The sequence below is a fragment of the Terrimonas pollutisoli genome (assembly GCF_029360765.1).
GTDB classification, from domain to species: Bacteria; Bacteroidota; Bacteroidia; order Chitinophagales; family Chitinophagaceae; genus Terrimonas_B; species Terrimonas_B pollutisoli.
Window position 1 is genome coordinate 253,002 of the sequence record NZ_JARKNA010000001.1, and the last position, 16,266, is coordinate 269,267.

At 39.6% G+C, this 16,266-nt stretch carries 10 protein-coding genes; 9 read left to right on the top strand and 1 reads right to left on the bottom strand.

Features of this window, described 5'->3' with window-relative positions:
* Window positions 1-22 precede the first annotated feature (22 nt).
* The 6 genes from P2W73_RS01100 (at window position 23) to P2W73_RS01120 (ending at window position 6,494) form a co-directional block, all read left to right on the top strand.
* The gene (locus P2W73_RS01100) at window positions 23-211 is read left to right on the top strand and encodes an amidohydrolase family protein (RefSeq protein WP_276500124.1); all 189 of its coding nucleotides are present in this window, start codon (window positions 23-25) and stop codon (window positions 209-211) included.
* Between the two features lie 1,080 nt (window positions 212-1,291).
* Window positions 1,292-1,588: a GIY-YIG nuclease family protein gene (locus P2W73_RS26445; protein ID WP_369127512.1), complete on the top strand. Its 297-nt coding sequence runs from the start codon at window positions 1,292-1,294 to the stop codon at window positions 1,586-1,588.
* A gap of 681 nt (window positions 1,589-2,269) precedes the next feature.
* Window positions 2,270-3,331, top strand: coding sequence for an aldo/keto reductase (locus P2W73_RS01105; RefSeq protein ID WP_276500125.1), 1,062 nt, complete (start codon window positions 2,270-2,272; stop codon window positions 3,329-3,331).
* Window positions 3,332-3,363: 32 nt separating this feature from the next.
* On the top strand, window positions 3,364-4,380 hold the full coding sequence (locus P2W73_RS01110; protein ID WP_276500126.1) for a zinc-binding alcohol dehydrogenase family protein: 1,017 nt from the start codon (window positions 3,364-3,366) through the stop codon (window positions 4,378-4,380).
* Window positions 4,381-4,420: 40 nt separating this feature from the next.
* The gene (locus P2W73_RS01115) at window positions 4,421-4,756 is read left to right on the top strand and encodes an L-rhamnose mutarotase (protein WP_276500127.1); all 336 of its coding nucleotides are present in this window, start codon (window positions 4,421-4,423) and stop codon (window positions 4,754-4,756) included.
* Between the two features lie 52 nt (window positions 4,757-4,808).
* Window positions 4,809-6,494 carry an alpha-L-fucosidase gene (locus P2W73_RS01120; RefSeq protein ID WP_276500128.1) on the top strand — a complete coding sequence of 562 codons (1,686 nt, stop codon included), beginning with the start codon at window positions 4,809-4,811 and terminating at the stop codon, window positions 6,492-6,494.
* Between the two features lie 144 nt (window positions 6,495-6,638).
* On the opposite strand, the gene P2W73_RS01125 is transcribed toward P2W73_RS01120, so the two are convergent.
* Window positions 6,639-7,520: an AraC family transcriptional regulator gene (locus P2W73_RS01125; protein ID WP_276500129.1), complete on the bottom strand. Its 882-nt coding sequence runs from the start codon at window positions 7,518-7,520 to the stop codon at window positions 6,639-6,641.
* Window positions 7,521-8,049: 529 nt separating this feature from the next.
* Between P2W73_RS01125 and P2W73_RS01130 the strand changes: the two genes are divergently transcribed.
* The 3 genes from P2W73_RS01130 (at window position 8,050) to P2W73_RS01140 (ending at window position 16,172) form a co-directional block, all read left to right on the top strand.
* Window positions 8,050-10,104, top strand: coding sequence for an alpha/beta hydrolase-fold protein (locus P2W73_RS01130; RefSeq protein ID WP_276500130.1), 2,055 nt, complete (start codon window positions 8,050-8,052; stop codon window positions 10,102-10,104).
* Between the two features lie 29 nt (window positions 10,105-10,133).
* Window positions 10,134-11,678 (top strand): alpha-N-arabinofuranosidase, encoded by a 1,545-nt coding sequence (locus P2W73_RS01135; RefSeq protein WP_276500131.1) that lies wholly within the window; start codon window positions 10,134-10,136, stop codon window positions 11,676-11,678.
* Between the two features lie 381 nt (window positions 11,679-12,059).
* Window positions 12,060-16,172 (top strand): hybrid sensor histidine kinase/response regulator transcription factor, encoded by a 4,113-nt coding sequence (locus tag P2W73_RS01140; RefSeq protein WP_276500132.1) that lies wholly within the window; start codon window positions 12,060-12,062, stop codon window positions 16,170-16,172.
* Window positions 16,173-16,266 lie beyond the last annotated feature (94 nt).

Below are 16,266 nucleotides of genomic sequence, written 5' to 3' on the forward strand. Positions count from 1 at the left end.
GTACTCACCATAGCAGAATGTAATGATTGCCTATGCCAAAACAAATGCTTACGCTGAGTTTAAGGAAAGAGAAAAAGGCATGTTGAAAAAAGGAATGCTTGCAGATCTTGCGGTGTTATCACAAGATATTTTCACCATACCAGCAGAGCAACTTCCTGCTACTGTTAGTGTGCTTACCATCATAGATGGAAAAATTGTTTATCAAAAATAGACTGACATGTTTGCAAAAAAATAACCGGAATTATCTTTCTTTTTCATCCTTTCTTCCTTCGTTCTTCTTTGCTTGCAATAACTCAGCCTCATAAATGGCTATTTCTTCAGCAGTAGCACTTGCTCAATCGATAGGTACGCCACTTGCTGAACTTTTGGGTGGTAAAGTAAAGGTGTAGAGCTTCAAAGAGAACTGCTGCAATTGTTCAGCGTTAATGTGCTATCATATTAATGATACTGTTGTGTGCTTCAATATTTTTGTCGCATTGCTTTGAAGAGAATACATCTTTTAGAAAGAATGACCCTTATTCCTTTGACCATCTAAATGAAGTCAAGACAAAATAACTTATACGAAATAGGAATCAATTACCTTAAACTTGATTGCATTGGCTTTCGGGGTAGTGCTGGCATGGTCAGCTTAATGGAACGCGAACTCGTTACAAAGAAAGGTTGCAGCACTGTTATTGAACTTTTTGGTAGTGTAACACTGGACACTGGCCTCTCCCTTCTATTAATTCATTTAGTAGAAAACACGAAACCATCACATTTTAATATTCATTAGAAAATCCGTTACATTCTTGGTGACAAAAAAAGCTTGACTTCAAAGCGCTATATTAGTTTGGTAGTATCTACTTCGAAAAACCTCTTGCATACAAAGCAACTTTTTACTTTTAAAAACTTCAGAAAACTGCAAACATAGATGGTAAGTCCAATCACAAATGAATTAATAACTACAACGCTTTCCGGGGTACCGTTTTGTTCCAAAAGCACTTATGAAACAATTAAATTGATAAGGGCAATAGCCATTAACTTTAAACCTACATGCTTTAGTTTTTGCACTCAAAGACCACTTGCATACACATGCAATTTTTTCACGTTTTTAAAACTGTGGACATAGATTGTAAAGCCAATCCTAACTGAATGAAGTCATTGGAAGAGTTTAAAGTATTGAGTTTATGTTTCGTAACAGCTTCAGAAACAATTACTTTTGTTGCAAGAGGGCATGGCATGCAAAAGGTCACCGGTTCGATTCCGGTAATCTCCACAAAAGGTTCTGCCAATTCAGAACCTTTTTTAGTTTATGGTCTTTCTCGTTTACATTCTTTATTCTGCATCATTTGATCAATATTATGTTGGTCATTCTCAGAATATTCGGGACAGAATTTTTCGTCATAACAATTCGGGTAGTAAAGCGACGAAAAAAGCTAATGATTGGAAACTTGTGTATTCTGAAACCTTTGATACAAAAAAGGCTGCAGCCAAAAGGGAAACTGCGATTAAGAAAAAGAAAAGCCGAAATTATATTGAATGGTTGCTTAATTCAGCTGGCAAGAGCGTCCCGAAGGCGTTCGGGAAGGTCACCGGTTCGACTCCGTAATCTCCACTTCACCGGACAACGTCAGATTTTTGAATAGTTGTCCGGTTTTTTTGTTGGCTGAAACCTTTACTGGTATTGAGTATTAGCCGGACAGCCTCATTGATTCTTGGTGTTCGACTTTTTTCTTTCGAAGAAAATAAGTTTTCCGGAAAAATTGAACCGAGTAGTTTTCGCTTGATGGAAACATCTGCTTTTCTATAAAGAGGCTTATGTTGGAAAGCAAGTCAATAGCATCAATTACATTAGCCCTTGTCCAAGTTTTATTTTTTCCTGCCAGGTTAAAACAAATTTTTCGCCTCCATCAATATAATAAATCTGGAAAGTAGGGACTGATTACATTTGGATAGTTCCACTTTTCATTCAGCTTAACATAGTCTACATGTAATAACGAGAAATTATGTCCAGGAAATTATATGCTCCTTTTCTAAAAATCAACGTTCCGAAAAAGTCGGATTTGGACAAAACAAAGTCTTTTTAGCGCAATTAAAATGGAAGGCCGGAGAATAAATTTGTTATTAAGTAGTTCCATTTTCATCATGACGCATTGCCAAATGAATACATCACTTCCTAAAAACGTAGCAACTACCAAAGTTTCTAAAACAGAATTCGAATTTATTTTAGTGATTTCTTTATTCTTCTTAGCAACACTGGATATCTCAATTGAAAAATCAAGAATAAAAAATGAAAGCGCATCATAAGCAGGAAGCAAAAGAGATTGCTACTTTACATCTTCCGCCTGTTATTTTTGGAACCAGTGGTTTAGGAAATTTATTTGTTGCTCTTGAAGAAGAAGAGAATCTGAATATAGTAAGTGAATGTGTCCGTTTGTCGAAAGGAAAAGTGGTATTTGATTCGGCAGGAAAGTATGGTGCCGGTCTGGCATTAGAAACACTCGGGAAATGTCTTAGGCAATTAAATGTAGCACCGGAAAAAGTTGTTATCAGTAATAAGTTGGGCTGGGTTCGTACGAAACTAAACACAAAAGAACCAACTTTTGAACCTGGTGTTTGGAAAAATTTAAAACATGATGCTGTTCAAAAAATAAGTTACGATGGCATCATGGAATGTTTCGAACAGGGTAATGAACTGCTGAATGGATACTATCCTCAAATGGTTTCTGTTCACGACCCCGATGAATATATTGCTGCAGCAAAAAGCTATTCTGATTCAGAAAAATTGTACGAAGATATTCTCGATGCATACGAAGCTTTGTATGATCTGAAGAAACAAGGAAAAGTGCAGTTCATTGGGGTTGGTGCAAAAAATTGGAAAATCATAAAGCGAATAGCGGCAGATGTAGAATTAGATTGGATCATGATTGCCAACAGCATGACGATTAGAAGCCATCCACAAGAGTTGTTGGATTTTATTATAGAGATGGAGAAAAAAGGTGTTTATGTAATTAATTCTGCTGTGTTTCATTCTGGCTTTCTTGTAGGTAGTGATTATTTCGACTATCGACTGATTGAAAAAGATGCTTCGCAAAATGATGCATTGTTCAAATGGAGAGAACAATTTTTTGAAACATGCAATCAGTTTAATGTGAAACCGGCAGAAGCCTGTGTACAGTTTGCATTGAATGTTCCCGGGGTGAAAAGCATTGCATTGAATACTTCACATGCAAGCCGTGTAAAAGAAAATATAGATATGGGAGATGCCATTATTCCGGTTCAGTTTTGGAACGAAATGAAAGCCGGAAACTTAATTGATGTTAATTGCCAGCAATGGCTTCAACAAATTTGAACATAATTCATTTTAAATTTTTAAGGAAGAAAATGAAGACTTTAGTGTGTGTAAGACCTGGCAGGTTTGAATATGTTGCCGGCGAACAACCAGAACCGGAATCCGGGCAGGCCATTATAAAAATCAAAAGAATTGGTATTTGTGGAACTGATCTTCATGCTTTCGAAGGAACTCAGCCATATTTTGAATATCCACGCATTTTAGGTCATGAGCTTTCAGGCGAGCTCGTTGCAGTTGATAATGCTCCCGGTTTTGAAATTGGTGAAGCGGTTACATTCATTCCATATTTCTATTGTGGAAAGTGCATTGCCTGTAAGTCAGGAAAAGAAAATGCCTGCGTTAATATAAAGGTCTGTGGTGTTCATCAGCATGGAGGCATGGTGGAATATCTTTCTGTTCCTTCTTATTCTTTAATTCATGGTGAAGGATTAAGCTTTGACGAACTGGCGCTTGTGGAACCCTTGGCCATCGGAGCACATGGTGTGAGAAGAGCAGCTGTAACAAAAGATGAATTTGTTTTAGTGATTGGTGCTGGCCCCATTGGATTGGGAACAATGGAATTTGCACGTATTGCCGGAGGCAAAGTAATTGCGCTCGATATCAATAATGAACGTTTGAAGTTTTGTAAAGAACGAGTGAAAGTTGAGCATGCAATTAATGCAATGGACGCTGATGTTGTGCAACAATTAAAAACAATCACAAACGGTGATATGCCAACAGTTGTAATTGATGCAACCGGAAATTTAAAAGCCATCAATAATGCATTTCAATACATGGCACATGGAGCCAGGTATGTTTTGATTGGACTGCAGAAAGGAGAGATATGTTTCAGTCATCCGGAATTTCATAAACGGGAAGCAACGCTCATGAGCAGCAGGAATGCAACGAGAGGAGATTTTGAACATGTGATTGAATGTATGAAAAGAAAAGAAGTTGATCCCACCACTTACATTACCCATCGTGTTTTCTTTGAGCAGGTGAAAGATGAATTTGAAGGCTGGCTCAATCCTGCGAATGCTGTGATCAAAGCAATGGTTGAAATGTCTTGACCAATCCGAATAATTATTCATTATAATAAAACTGCATAAAATGAAAAGATACTGTTTGGCTGTTGACTTAGTTGACGATCAGGAATTAATTGCTGAATACGAAAACCGACACAAGAAAGAAAATGCATGGCCAGTAATTACAGAAAGTATTACTGATTCAGGTATCAGCAACATGGAAATTTATAGAACAGGTAACCGTTTGTTCATGATCATGGAAACCGATGACAGTTTCAGTTTCGAACGTAAAGCAGCTATGGATGAAGCCAATCCTAAAGTGCAGGAGTGGGAACAATTAATGTGGAAGTTTCAACAACCATTATCATGGGCAAAGAATGGAGAGAAGTGGATATTGATGGATAAGATTTTTCAATTGTAATTACAACACTGGTAATATCAACACGCATTTATAAAACATACAACTTGCAAATATGAAAAGAAGAACATTGATCAAAGGAATGGCCGCTACTTTGCCATCTTTATGGTTATCACAGGCATTGGGTAATAATTTATTTGATGAGTCTTATGCAGGCGAGTCGATTGCAAAAGGACCATTCAAACCCACGTGGGAATCGTTACAGAACTATAAAACACCCGGATGGTTTCGTGATGCAAAGTTTGGTATGTGGGCGCACTGGGGACCGCAATGTGAACCGGAACATGGCGATTGGTATGCCCGTGGTATGTATGAAGAAGGGAGTGATCATTACAAATACCATCTTGAAAAATATGGGCATCCTTCAAAATTTGGATTTAAAGATGTGATCAACGAATGGAAAGCACAGAATTGGAACCCTGAAGAATTAGTGAGTTTGTATAAAAATGCGGGTGCACAATATTTCATGGCCATGGCCAATCACCACGACAACTTTGATCTGTACGATAGTAAGTATCAGAAACAATGGAACTCGACTAAGATCGGCCCAAAGAAAGATTTGATTGACGGTTGGGCAAAAGCAGCAAGGAACAATGGACTTCCCTTTGGCGTGAGTGTTCATGCATCACACGCATGGATCTGGTATGAGTTGGCGCAAGCTGCAGATAAAACCGGTCAATATGCAGGCATCCCTTATGATGGAAAACTTACAAAAGCAGATGGCAAAGCCCGCCTGAATGACGCAGTCGGGCAGGGAAAATGGTGGGAAGGATTGGACCCGCAGGAATTATATGCACAAAATCATCCGTTGAGCCCCGGCGGTTTAAAGGGTAATTTCACCGAGCAATGGGATTGGGGCAATGGTACGTATCCGCCCAGCAAAGCATACATCGGAAAGTTTTATAACCGCACTATAGACCTTATCAACAAATACAATCCTGATGTTGTTTATTTCGATGATGATCAACTTCCGTTCTGGCCTGTTAGTGATGCAGGCTTACGCATTGCTGCACATTTGTATAACAAGAGCATTAAAGAACATGGAGAACTTCGTGCAGTGCTCAATGGAAAAATGTTAAATGAAAGTCAGCGTAAAGCTATGGTTTGGGATATTGAAAGAGGACAGGCAAACGAAATTCAACCATTGCCATGGCAAACCGATACCTGCATTGGAGGCTGGCATTATGCCCGTGGAATTTATGACCGCAACAGTTACAAAACAGCAAAGACGGTTATTCATAGTTTAGTTGATATTGTAAGTAAGAATGGCAATTTAATGTTGAACATACCTGTTCGTGCTGATGGGACCATCGATGAAAAAGAAAGAAAGATCGTTGAACAAATAGGTACATGGATGAAAGCAAACAGCGAAAGCATTTATGGTACAAGACCATGGAAAATATTTGGTGAAGGACCTGCACAGGAAGCGTCGGCAAAACTTAGCAATCAGGGTTTTAACGAAGGGAAAGGAAAACCATTTACGCATGAAGATATTCGCTTTAATGTGAAAGGCGATGTGCTTTATGCTACTGCAATGGGTTGGCCGCAAGATGGGAAACTTACTATAAAAAGTCTGGGAAAGAACAGCCCCCATTTTACCAAAGAAATTCAAAAAGTAGAGTGGTTGCCAACTAAACAATCATTGACATTTGAAAGAAATGAAAATGCATTGATGGTTTCTTTACCTGAAAAAACTTCTGATGAATTGACGTATGCAAATGTGATAAGGATTCTTTCATAGTAAGTTGATGTTGCTTTAATTGCCCAGGATAGAATCATTAAAGTTGTCTCCTGATCATTTAGGCGGTTATATCCCCGTTATTTCGTTTTTCCAAAATATAGCAAGTAAATGAAAAAGTTATCCGGCATCGCTCCAATGAAGTCATCATGCGTTCGTTGATCGTTGCGCCTTGCGATACTGATTGGGCGTGGTTCCCGTCAATTTCTTAAATACTTTTGAAAAATAGGGGAGACTCTCAAATCCTGTAGCCTCGGCAATTTCCGTATATGGCATAAGAGTAGTCGTTATCAGGTATTGCGCTCGTTCAATTCTTTTCTGATGAATATATATCAGGGGTCGATCGCCAGTGTACCCGGCAAATTGCCTCGAAAAATAATCCGGATGTTGGTTGGCCCGTTGAGCCAGTTGAGCTACTGTTAATGGCTCCCGGAGGTTAAGCTGAATAAAAGATATTGCTTCCAAAATTTTTGATGGGATGGCGACAGGCGTTTTATTTTCAAACTGGACACTATCGACAAAGCGGGCGATCAGTTGCAATAGTATACCCTGCGTTTCGAGATAATTGGCCATATTTTGGCTGTTGTTTAGTTCTTCATATTCCTTATAATAAATATTCTTCTCGTATACCTTTGGATTATCTGAACGATTAATACCTCTTCCGGGATTGATTTGCAATAGTCTTTTTACATTGGCAATGTCAGTGCCGGTTGCTTTGACCTGGATTAATGTCCGGTTGTTATGAAAAAGGGATATGCCGTTGGGTGAATCTTCGAAAAAATGAATAAAATATTGGCCCAGGTATACCGGGCATTTCATAGTACAAACAGTGAAACTCGGAATAATATAAAGATGCCCTGGTCTGAGGATTAGTTTTTTCCCTTGACCGGAGATGTATCCTTCTCCTTCATCAATCAGGTAAATGCGGTAATATGGACTCAACACATTAGAATAATTCCAGTGTGTATCAAGCTTTGCATAATTTATATGCAGAAGAGAAAAGCTGTGTTTTAATAGTCGCCTGTTCATATACAATCGCTAACTGAAACTCCGGTAATAGGTCGGATTTGTGTAAAATAAAGTCTTTTTCATGGAATGGCTGAGAGGCGATAAAAGATAATTTTGTTTAAAGGGATCGGCTAACGCATTTTCCCCGGAGAATTGTCGTGCATATGATTGAAAAGCAACACAGCATGTTTGCGTTTGAGCATAATACTTCTTTATTTTACTTATGGAGTCATAATCACGACCCAATTTTAATTCCTCATTTAAAAAAATATTCGACACTTTTTGCAGTGCAGGCAACGCTATTCAATACGCCTGCAAGAGGGGGTGGCACTATTGATTCAATTGAACGGAATATACGGTCACACGTTCGACTTATGATTGGAACGGAGCAAGGCCTTGATATGAATCCCGTCAATTTTAACAAAATTCAGCGCAGTTCAATTTTGGAAGTTTTTGCATAACAGCCCCATTAGCTTAGCATCATGTATGGTAAAGTCAGGGATCGAACTCTGGCCCCTGTTATTGTTTTTTAATCAAAACGACTTGCTTTATGAACAAGAATCTTCACCGCACCTTTAAGCTTCGCTTGAAAAGGCTTTTACTTGCATTTTTATTTTTCACTCTTATTGCTTCAGCCGGGGCACAGATTGTGACGGCCACTGACGAAAAAAATAAGCGGGTTAGCCGTGCCACTATAACCGGAAATGGAACTAATAGGGATGCTACCGGCGCATATTCGGGGAATTTGGAAAAGCAGGCCCCAAAAGGATTTGATTCTATAAGAACGGATATTTCTCACGGAAGAATTGATACAGTTAGTTATGTATCAAAAACAGTTGGAACAACCCGCAGGAGTTTGATCTATCTGCCGCCGGGTTTTTCAAAAAGAAAAAAATATCCTGTACTGTATCTATTGCATGGGATTGGTGGCGATGAAAAAGAATGGCTTAATGGAGGCAAACCACAGGTGATCTTAGATAACCTTTATGCAGAAAATAAAATAGCGCCGCTGATTGTTGTGATGCCCAATGGCAGAGCCATGAAAGATGATCGTGCAGGCGGCAATATTTTTGATAGCGCCAGGGTACAAGCCTTTGCCACTTTTGAAAAAGATTTGCTGAATGATTTAATTCCCTTCATTGAAAAAAAATATCCTGTACTCACAGACAGGGAGCACCGGGCCATTGCGGGTTTATCTATGGGCGGCGGTCAGTCTTTAAATTTTGGTTTAGGTAATCTTGACAAGTTTGCATGGGTAGGCGGCTTTTCATCCGCTCCCAATACGAAACCTCCAAGAGAATTAGTTCCCAACCCGGAGGAAACGAAAAAGAAACTCAGGTTACTGTGGATTTCATGTGGCGATAATGACGGCCTGATTTCATTCAGTAAAAGAACACATGAGTATTTAAGACAGCAGGATGTTCCGCATATTTATTACATCGAGCCTGGTGTGCATGATTTTAAAGTATGGAAAAACGGGTTATATATGTTTTCCCAGTTTCTTTTTAAACCTGTGGATGTTTCTACATTTTCCCAATATACAGTTTTAGGTACTCCTGCTTCTACCAATACACGTTCAGCCAAGTATCCTCAAATCTTACCCGATAACCGTGTTGTATTCCGTGTGAAGGCACCTGACGCACAAAAGGTGCAAATTGATCTGGGGAAAAAATATGAACTGGCCAAAGATACCGGCGGATATTGGATCGTAACGACCGATTCAATCAGCGAAGGATTTCATTATTATTCTTTATTGATAGATGGTGTGGCTATTGCTGACCCTGCCAGCGAAACGTTTTATGGTATGGGCCGCATGGCCAGCGGTATCGAAATACCGTTTCAGGGCGATCGTTATTATTCATTGAAAGATGTGCCGCATGGAGATATCAGGATTAAAAAGTATTATTCGCCAGTCACTGGTTCATGGCGGCAGTTTTATATCTACACTCCGCCAGGCTATGATGAAAATGTAAGCGAGCAATACCCGGTTCTTTACATTCTGCACGGTGGGGGAGAAGATGAAAGAGGATGGGCTACCCAGGGCAAAACAGATCTGATTCTTGATAACCTCATAGCGGAAAATAAAGCAAAGCCAATGCTGGTGGTAATGCCGGATGGTAATATGGGAACTGGCGGCCTGGCGGGGTTTAACGAAAATGTATTGAGAGCTTTTGAAAATGAATTAAAGCAGTCAGTCATACCATTTATCGAAAAAAATTACCGTGCAGAAACGGATGCAAAGAAAAGGGCACTTGCCGGGTTGTCAATGGGTGGCTTACAAACTTTGTATGCCGGAATAAAAAATACAAACATGTTCTCTTATCTCGGGGTATTCAGCTCTGGCTGGTTTGGCAATCGACCGGAACTTTCCAATCCACAATATGATTTTATGAAAGCTAATGCTGCTATGATCAATAGCAACCTGAAAAGCCTTTGGGTAGCCATGGGCGGTAAAGAAGATATTGCTTACAACAACTGTAAGATCATGCTGTCAAAGTTTGATGAGATGAGTATTAAATATCAATACAGCGAATATCCCGGCGGACATACATGGCCGGTATGGAGAAATAACCTGTACAATTTTGCACAATTACTATTTAAATAAATCATCACTCTTAGAAACAAAAATATTTTATGCGATTCAATCTTTTTAAGCTTGCTGTTTTCATTCCAATATGCACATTTGCGCAAACCCAGGTTACTATAGATGCTGCGAAGGCAAAAGAAACGATCAGTAAACACATTTACGGGCATTTTGCCGAACATTTGGGCCATTGTATATACGGTGGCTTATATGTAGGCGATACCAATAAAACCATTCCGCATAAGGATGGCGTAAGACTGGATGTAATCGAGGCATTAAAAAAATTAAAAGTCCCGGTGCTGCGCTGGCCCGGCGGTTGCTTCGCCGATACCTATCATTGGAAAGATGGTGTTGGTCCTAAAAAGCAACGTCCTTCCATGCTTAATATCTGGTGGGGCAATGTGAAAGAAGATAACAGTTTTGGCACAAATGAATTTTTGAATATGTGCGAATTGCTCGGCGCTGAACCTTATTTGAGTGGTAATGTAGGCAGTGGTACTCCACAGGAATTAGCCGATTGGGTAAAATATACGACACATCCTAATGGCAGCAGCCCCATGCCAGATCTGCGGGAAGCAAATGGACGACCGAATCCATGGAAAGTACAATTCTGGGGGCTGGGCAATGAAGCCTGGGGTTGCGGTGGCAATATGAAAGTGGAATACTATGCCAACGTCTATCGCCAGTATGCCACCTTCATGAGCAACGGGAGCCGCGATTATCAACTATACCGCATTGCATCCGGCGCATCGGATGATGATTATCACTGGACAGAAGTATTGATGAAAGAATTGCCCGCTGGTATGTTTGATGCGTTGGGCTTGCATCACTATGCAGTTATTGACTGGAACAAAAAAGGATCGGCGACCAACTTTACAGAGCAACAATATTTTACTACGATGAAAAGAGCGTTGCTGATGGAAGAACTGGTTACGAAGCATAGCGCTATTATGGATAAATATGACCCGCAAAAGAAAAAATCATTGGCGGTGGATGAATGGGGCGGGTGGTATGATGTGGAACCCGGCACCAATGGCGCTTTTTTATACCAGCAAAATACGATGCGTGATGCGATGATCGCTGGCGCCACCTTAAACATCTTCAACAATCATTGCGACCGGGTCAAGATGGCCAACCTGGCTCAAATTGTGAATGTATTACAGGCCGTCATTCTTACTAAGGAAGAAAAATTAATTCTTACTCCTACCTATCATGTAATGGAAATGTACAACGTGCACCAGGATGCGATGATGTTGCCATTGAAGGTAACAACCAACAATTACCAGGTGGGTAATGAGAAACTACCCGCTGTTTCTGCTTCGGCGTCTAAGGATAAAAATGGACTGACGCATATTTCACTGGTAAATATTGACGCCCATAAAGCACAGGAGATTACCATCAACGTTAATGGTGCGGCTTATAAAACAGTTACCGGCAGAATTTTAACCTCGGATAAATTACAGAACTATAACAGTTTTGAAAACCCGGACAAAATAAAACCTGCAAGCTTTGCAGGCGCCAGCTTAACCAGTTCAACATTGCGTGTGAAAGTTCCGCCGTTTTCGGTGGTGGTATTAGAATTAAAACAGGAATAGAATTAAGGAATAAATTTTATTTAGCTTTTCCATGGAATTTTCATCCCAATGAATTTATTCTTGCTGCAAAAGTTTTCGCCTGATAAGAAAAAAGAGAGGTTGCCTCAAAATAGGAGGCAGCCTTTTTGATTTTACGGCGATTCAAAAATTAAAAACTTAGGACATTATACCTTGTACCGCACCTGGATGCCCTGTAAATGACCAGTTAACATGTACGGCCTTCCATTCCCCGTTTTACATTTTATATACTTGAGTTGAATTCCATTAGGAAAATTCGATAATCCCTCTCATTTTGTTAACTTATTCCGATTTTTGTGCGAATATAAATCCGGGCACCTATGCTAAAGACTGCAAAATTTTTCCAAAGCTAAAATCGATTTGATGCGTTTCCCTGTTTGGATTGTGCTGGTATTACTTTCGCTTTCTGCTTTTGCTCAAAGTACTCAATATAATTTTTCCAGGTTAGACACCTATACAGGCCTTTCACATAACCAGGTCAGCGCCATACTGAAAGATTCGGACGGCTTTGTATGGTTTGGTACTATGTCTGGCCTTAACCGCTATGATGGATATTCGAGCCGGGTATTTCGTAAAAATTACAATGACAGTTCATCGCTATTGGATAATAGCGTCCAGTCGCTTTATGAACTTCCCGATGGAAGGATGTGGTTGGTAACAAATGGGGGAGCCTGTATTTATAATTCACATTCAGAGAAATTTGATGCTGATTATTATGGCTATCTGCAATCTCTCGGTTTGCCTTCGGGGCCAATAACCAATATTGCAAGAGGAAGCAACGGGAGATATTGGTTCCTTTACGACAACGCTGATCTGTACTTGTATTCCGCTACAGATAAAAAGGCAAAATCTTTCAGGCAGCACTTCGGCTTGAATAGTTCTGGAAAAATTATTTCCATTAAAGAAACAAAGGATGGGAAATTATGGCTGCTCTATCAGAACGGATTTTTGCAGCAATACGATATAAATTTAAACAAGCTCATTTTCTCCAGCGCTGCATTGCAAAATTTGAACAAAGCAAATAATTCTTTTAATTTTTTTGTAGACAATGACGGAGACATCTGGCTCTGGGCCCTCAATAAGGGCGTTTTTCTTTTTCAGCCACAGTATAATTCGATCAGGCAGTTTAATGAAAATTCATTTCCCTCAAGATTAACCACAAACCTTGTAACTCAAATCGTTCAGGATAACAACGGCTTGATTTGGGTGGCAACGGATCATGGAGGTATAAACCTTATTGACAAACGACACAACTTCAGCATTAGTTATCTTCTCAATGATCCCAAAGATCCAAGGAGCCTGAGTCAAAATAGCATAAGAGCAATGTACAAAGATGATAATGGAATTATCTGGCTGGGAACCTATAAACAGGGAGTGAATTATTTGAATAGTAATATTGTGCTTTTTCCGCTTTATCGTCACCAGGAGTCTAATGCAAAGAGTCTTCCTTACGACGATGTCAACCGGTTTGTTGAAGATAAATCCGGTAATATCTGGATTGGGACCAATGGCGGAGGATTGATTTTTTTTGACAGGACACAAAATACATTTAAACAATACCTGCACGATCCAAACAACAAAAACAGCCTGAGCAATAATGTAATCGTAAGCCTCTGGTTAGATCATGAGGGTATTCTTTGGATAGGAACCTATTTCGGCGGTCTTAACAGCTTCGATGGAAAGAAGTTCACACATTACAGGCATAATGATAATGACTCTTTGAGCCTGTCGAATGATAATGTGTGGGAAATATTTGAAGACCGGGAGCAGAATTTATGGATCGGTACTTTGGGTAGCGGATTAGATCTTTATGATAGAAAGACAAACCACTTTAAACATTACCAAAACAAGGGAGGACCGCAAGATCCTTTGCCCTCCAATTATATTTCATCCATTCTGCAGGATAAGAAAGGCAATTTATGGGTTGGCACATCCGGAGGAATTACCAGTTTTGAAAAAAATAAAGCCACCCGTGTCTTTTACCAGGCCAACAATGATAAAAAAAACAGTTTAAGCAACAATAATATAAACTGTATTACAGAAGACAGCAAGGGAAGAATCTGGGTAGGTACCCGGGAAGGTTTGAATTTGTTTAATGTGCAAACAAAAGAATTTCAAACATTCACTACAGATGATGGGTTGCCCGATAATATGATATTAGATATTCTTGAAGACAATCATCAGACACTTTGGCTTTCTACACCTAACGGATTATGTAATGCTATTCCGAAACAAAACAAAAACGGTTTTGTTTTTTCGATCATTATTTATGATGAGACAAACAATCTGCAGAACCGTGAATTCAATGACAATGCAGCGCTCAAAACACGGGCAAGCGAACTGATTTTCGGCGGTCCTTCGGGTTTTAATATTATTAATCCGGATAAAATTCTAAAACCTGTTTATCGCCCTAAAATTGTTTTTACCAGTTTGCAAATATTAAATAAAAGTGTAGAACCGGGAGAATTGATCAATAACCGTGTGCTGTTGCAACAATCATTATCACGGCTTCAAAATATTGATCTGAAATATAAAGAAAATGTTTTTTCCATTGAGTTTGCTTCGCTGGATTTTGACCAGAGCAACCGCGATAAATATGCATACATGCTGGAGGGATTTAATTCAGACTGGTTGTATGCAGATGGCAACCTGAGAAGAGCCACCTATACAAACCTTGACCCTGGCCATTATACGTTGAAAGTAAAAGTATTAAGTTATAACGGGGAGTGGAGTGAAGAAAAAGCGCTGCGTATAAATATTGCCCCTCCGTTTTGGCGAACCCCTATTGCATATATTATTTATGCATTGATCGCCACAGGATTATTTTTACTCGCCAGGCGCATTACATTAGAGAGGATACACATGCGCTTTGAAGTAAAGCAACAACGCAGGGAAGCAGAAAGAGCACATGCGCTGGAACAGTTAAAAACCAAATTCTTTACCAATGTAAGTCATGAATTCCGTACACCTTTAAGCCTGATCATTGCTCCGCTTGACAAGATTATCAAGCAAAGCGCAGATGAAGAACAGAAAAAGCAATTAAACCTTGTGCAACGGAATGCCAAACGCTTATTGAACCTGGTAAATCAATTGCTCGATTTCAGGAAGATGGAAGTACAGGAAGTAAAATTGCATCCTTCAATTGGAGACATTGTCGGATTTAGTAAGGATATCAGTCACTCATTTATGGATATCGCCGAAAAGAAAAAGATTCAGTTTTCATTCTCATCTAACATTGACACTCTCGAAATTTTTTTTGACAAGGATAAGATTGAAAAGATTTTATTCAACCTGCTTTCAAACGCTTTCAAATATACACATGATAATGGAATAGTGAGCGTCAACCTGGTGTATAACCCGCCAGAAAATAATGAAGGTGATGGAACGCTTGCCATAGAAGTAAAAGATACTGGCATTGGAATTCCTGCCGGTCAGCATGAAAAGATTTTTGAACGGTTCTTTCAAACAGATGTTCCTGAAAGCATGGTGAACCAGGGAACGGGTATTGGCCTGGCTATCACAAAAGAGTTTGTAAGACTGCATAACGGTGTTATAACTGTAAAAAGTGAACCCGAGCAGGGTACATGTTTTACAGTTTTACTTCCTGCAAGAAGAATATATGAGGCTTCAACCCAACCGGCAACTATCCCGGTACCGGCAGAGGAAACGGAACAAATAAAATTTGAAGAAAGCCAGAGAGGCGGCAAGAAGAAAATGATAATAGTGGTGGAAGATAATGAAGATATTCGCTTTTATCTGAAAGACAATCTGAAAGGACTATACCATGTTGAAGAGGCCACGAACGGAAAAGAAGGTTGGGAAAAGATAAAACTGTTGAACCCTGATCTTGTGGTAAGCGACATTATGATGCCCTTAATGGACGGAGTTGAATTAGCCAGGAAAATTAAAACCGAAACGCTGACGGCCCATATCCCCGTCATCCTGCTTACAGCAATGGGAAGTGAAGAAAAACAACTGGAGGGCTTAAAGGCCGGCGTGAATGATTACATCACCAAACCCTTTACTTTTGAAATCCTTGCGTCACGCATCAGGAATTTGCTGGCTCAGCAAAAATTATTGCAGAAGAGATTCCAAAAGCAAATTGAGGTCAATCCCGGCGAAGTAACTATAACGCCTGTTGATGAGAAGTTCCTGAAACAGGCTTTGGAGGTGGTGGAAAAAAACATGGATAACCCTGATTTTTCGGTTGAGGATTTTAGTCGTGATATGTATATGAACCGTGTCACCTTGTATAGAAAGATCCTTTCGATAACCGGCAAAACGCCGATAGAGTTTATCCGTTCTATCCGTTTAAAAAGAGCTGCCCAATTGTTGGAAAAAAGCGGAATGTCGGTTGCTGAAATAGCATACGAAGTAGGATTCAACAACCCGAAGAACTTCACCAAAGCTTTTAAAGAAGAATTCAAGGTTTTGCCTTCGCAATATATTACCAATCAAAAGCCAAAGGATGCTTAAAGGCTACCTCTGTTGGCAAGGCTCATCAAAATCAATAATTATTACATTTATCAGAAGTAGTTCGGGTTCGCTAATACCGCTCCGGTAGGCAGAA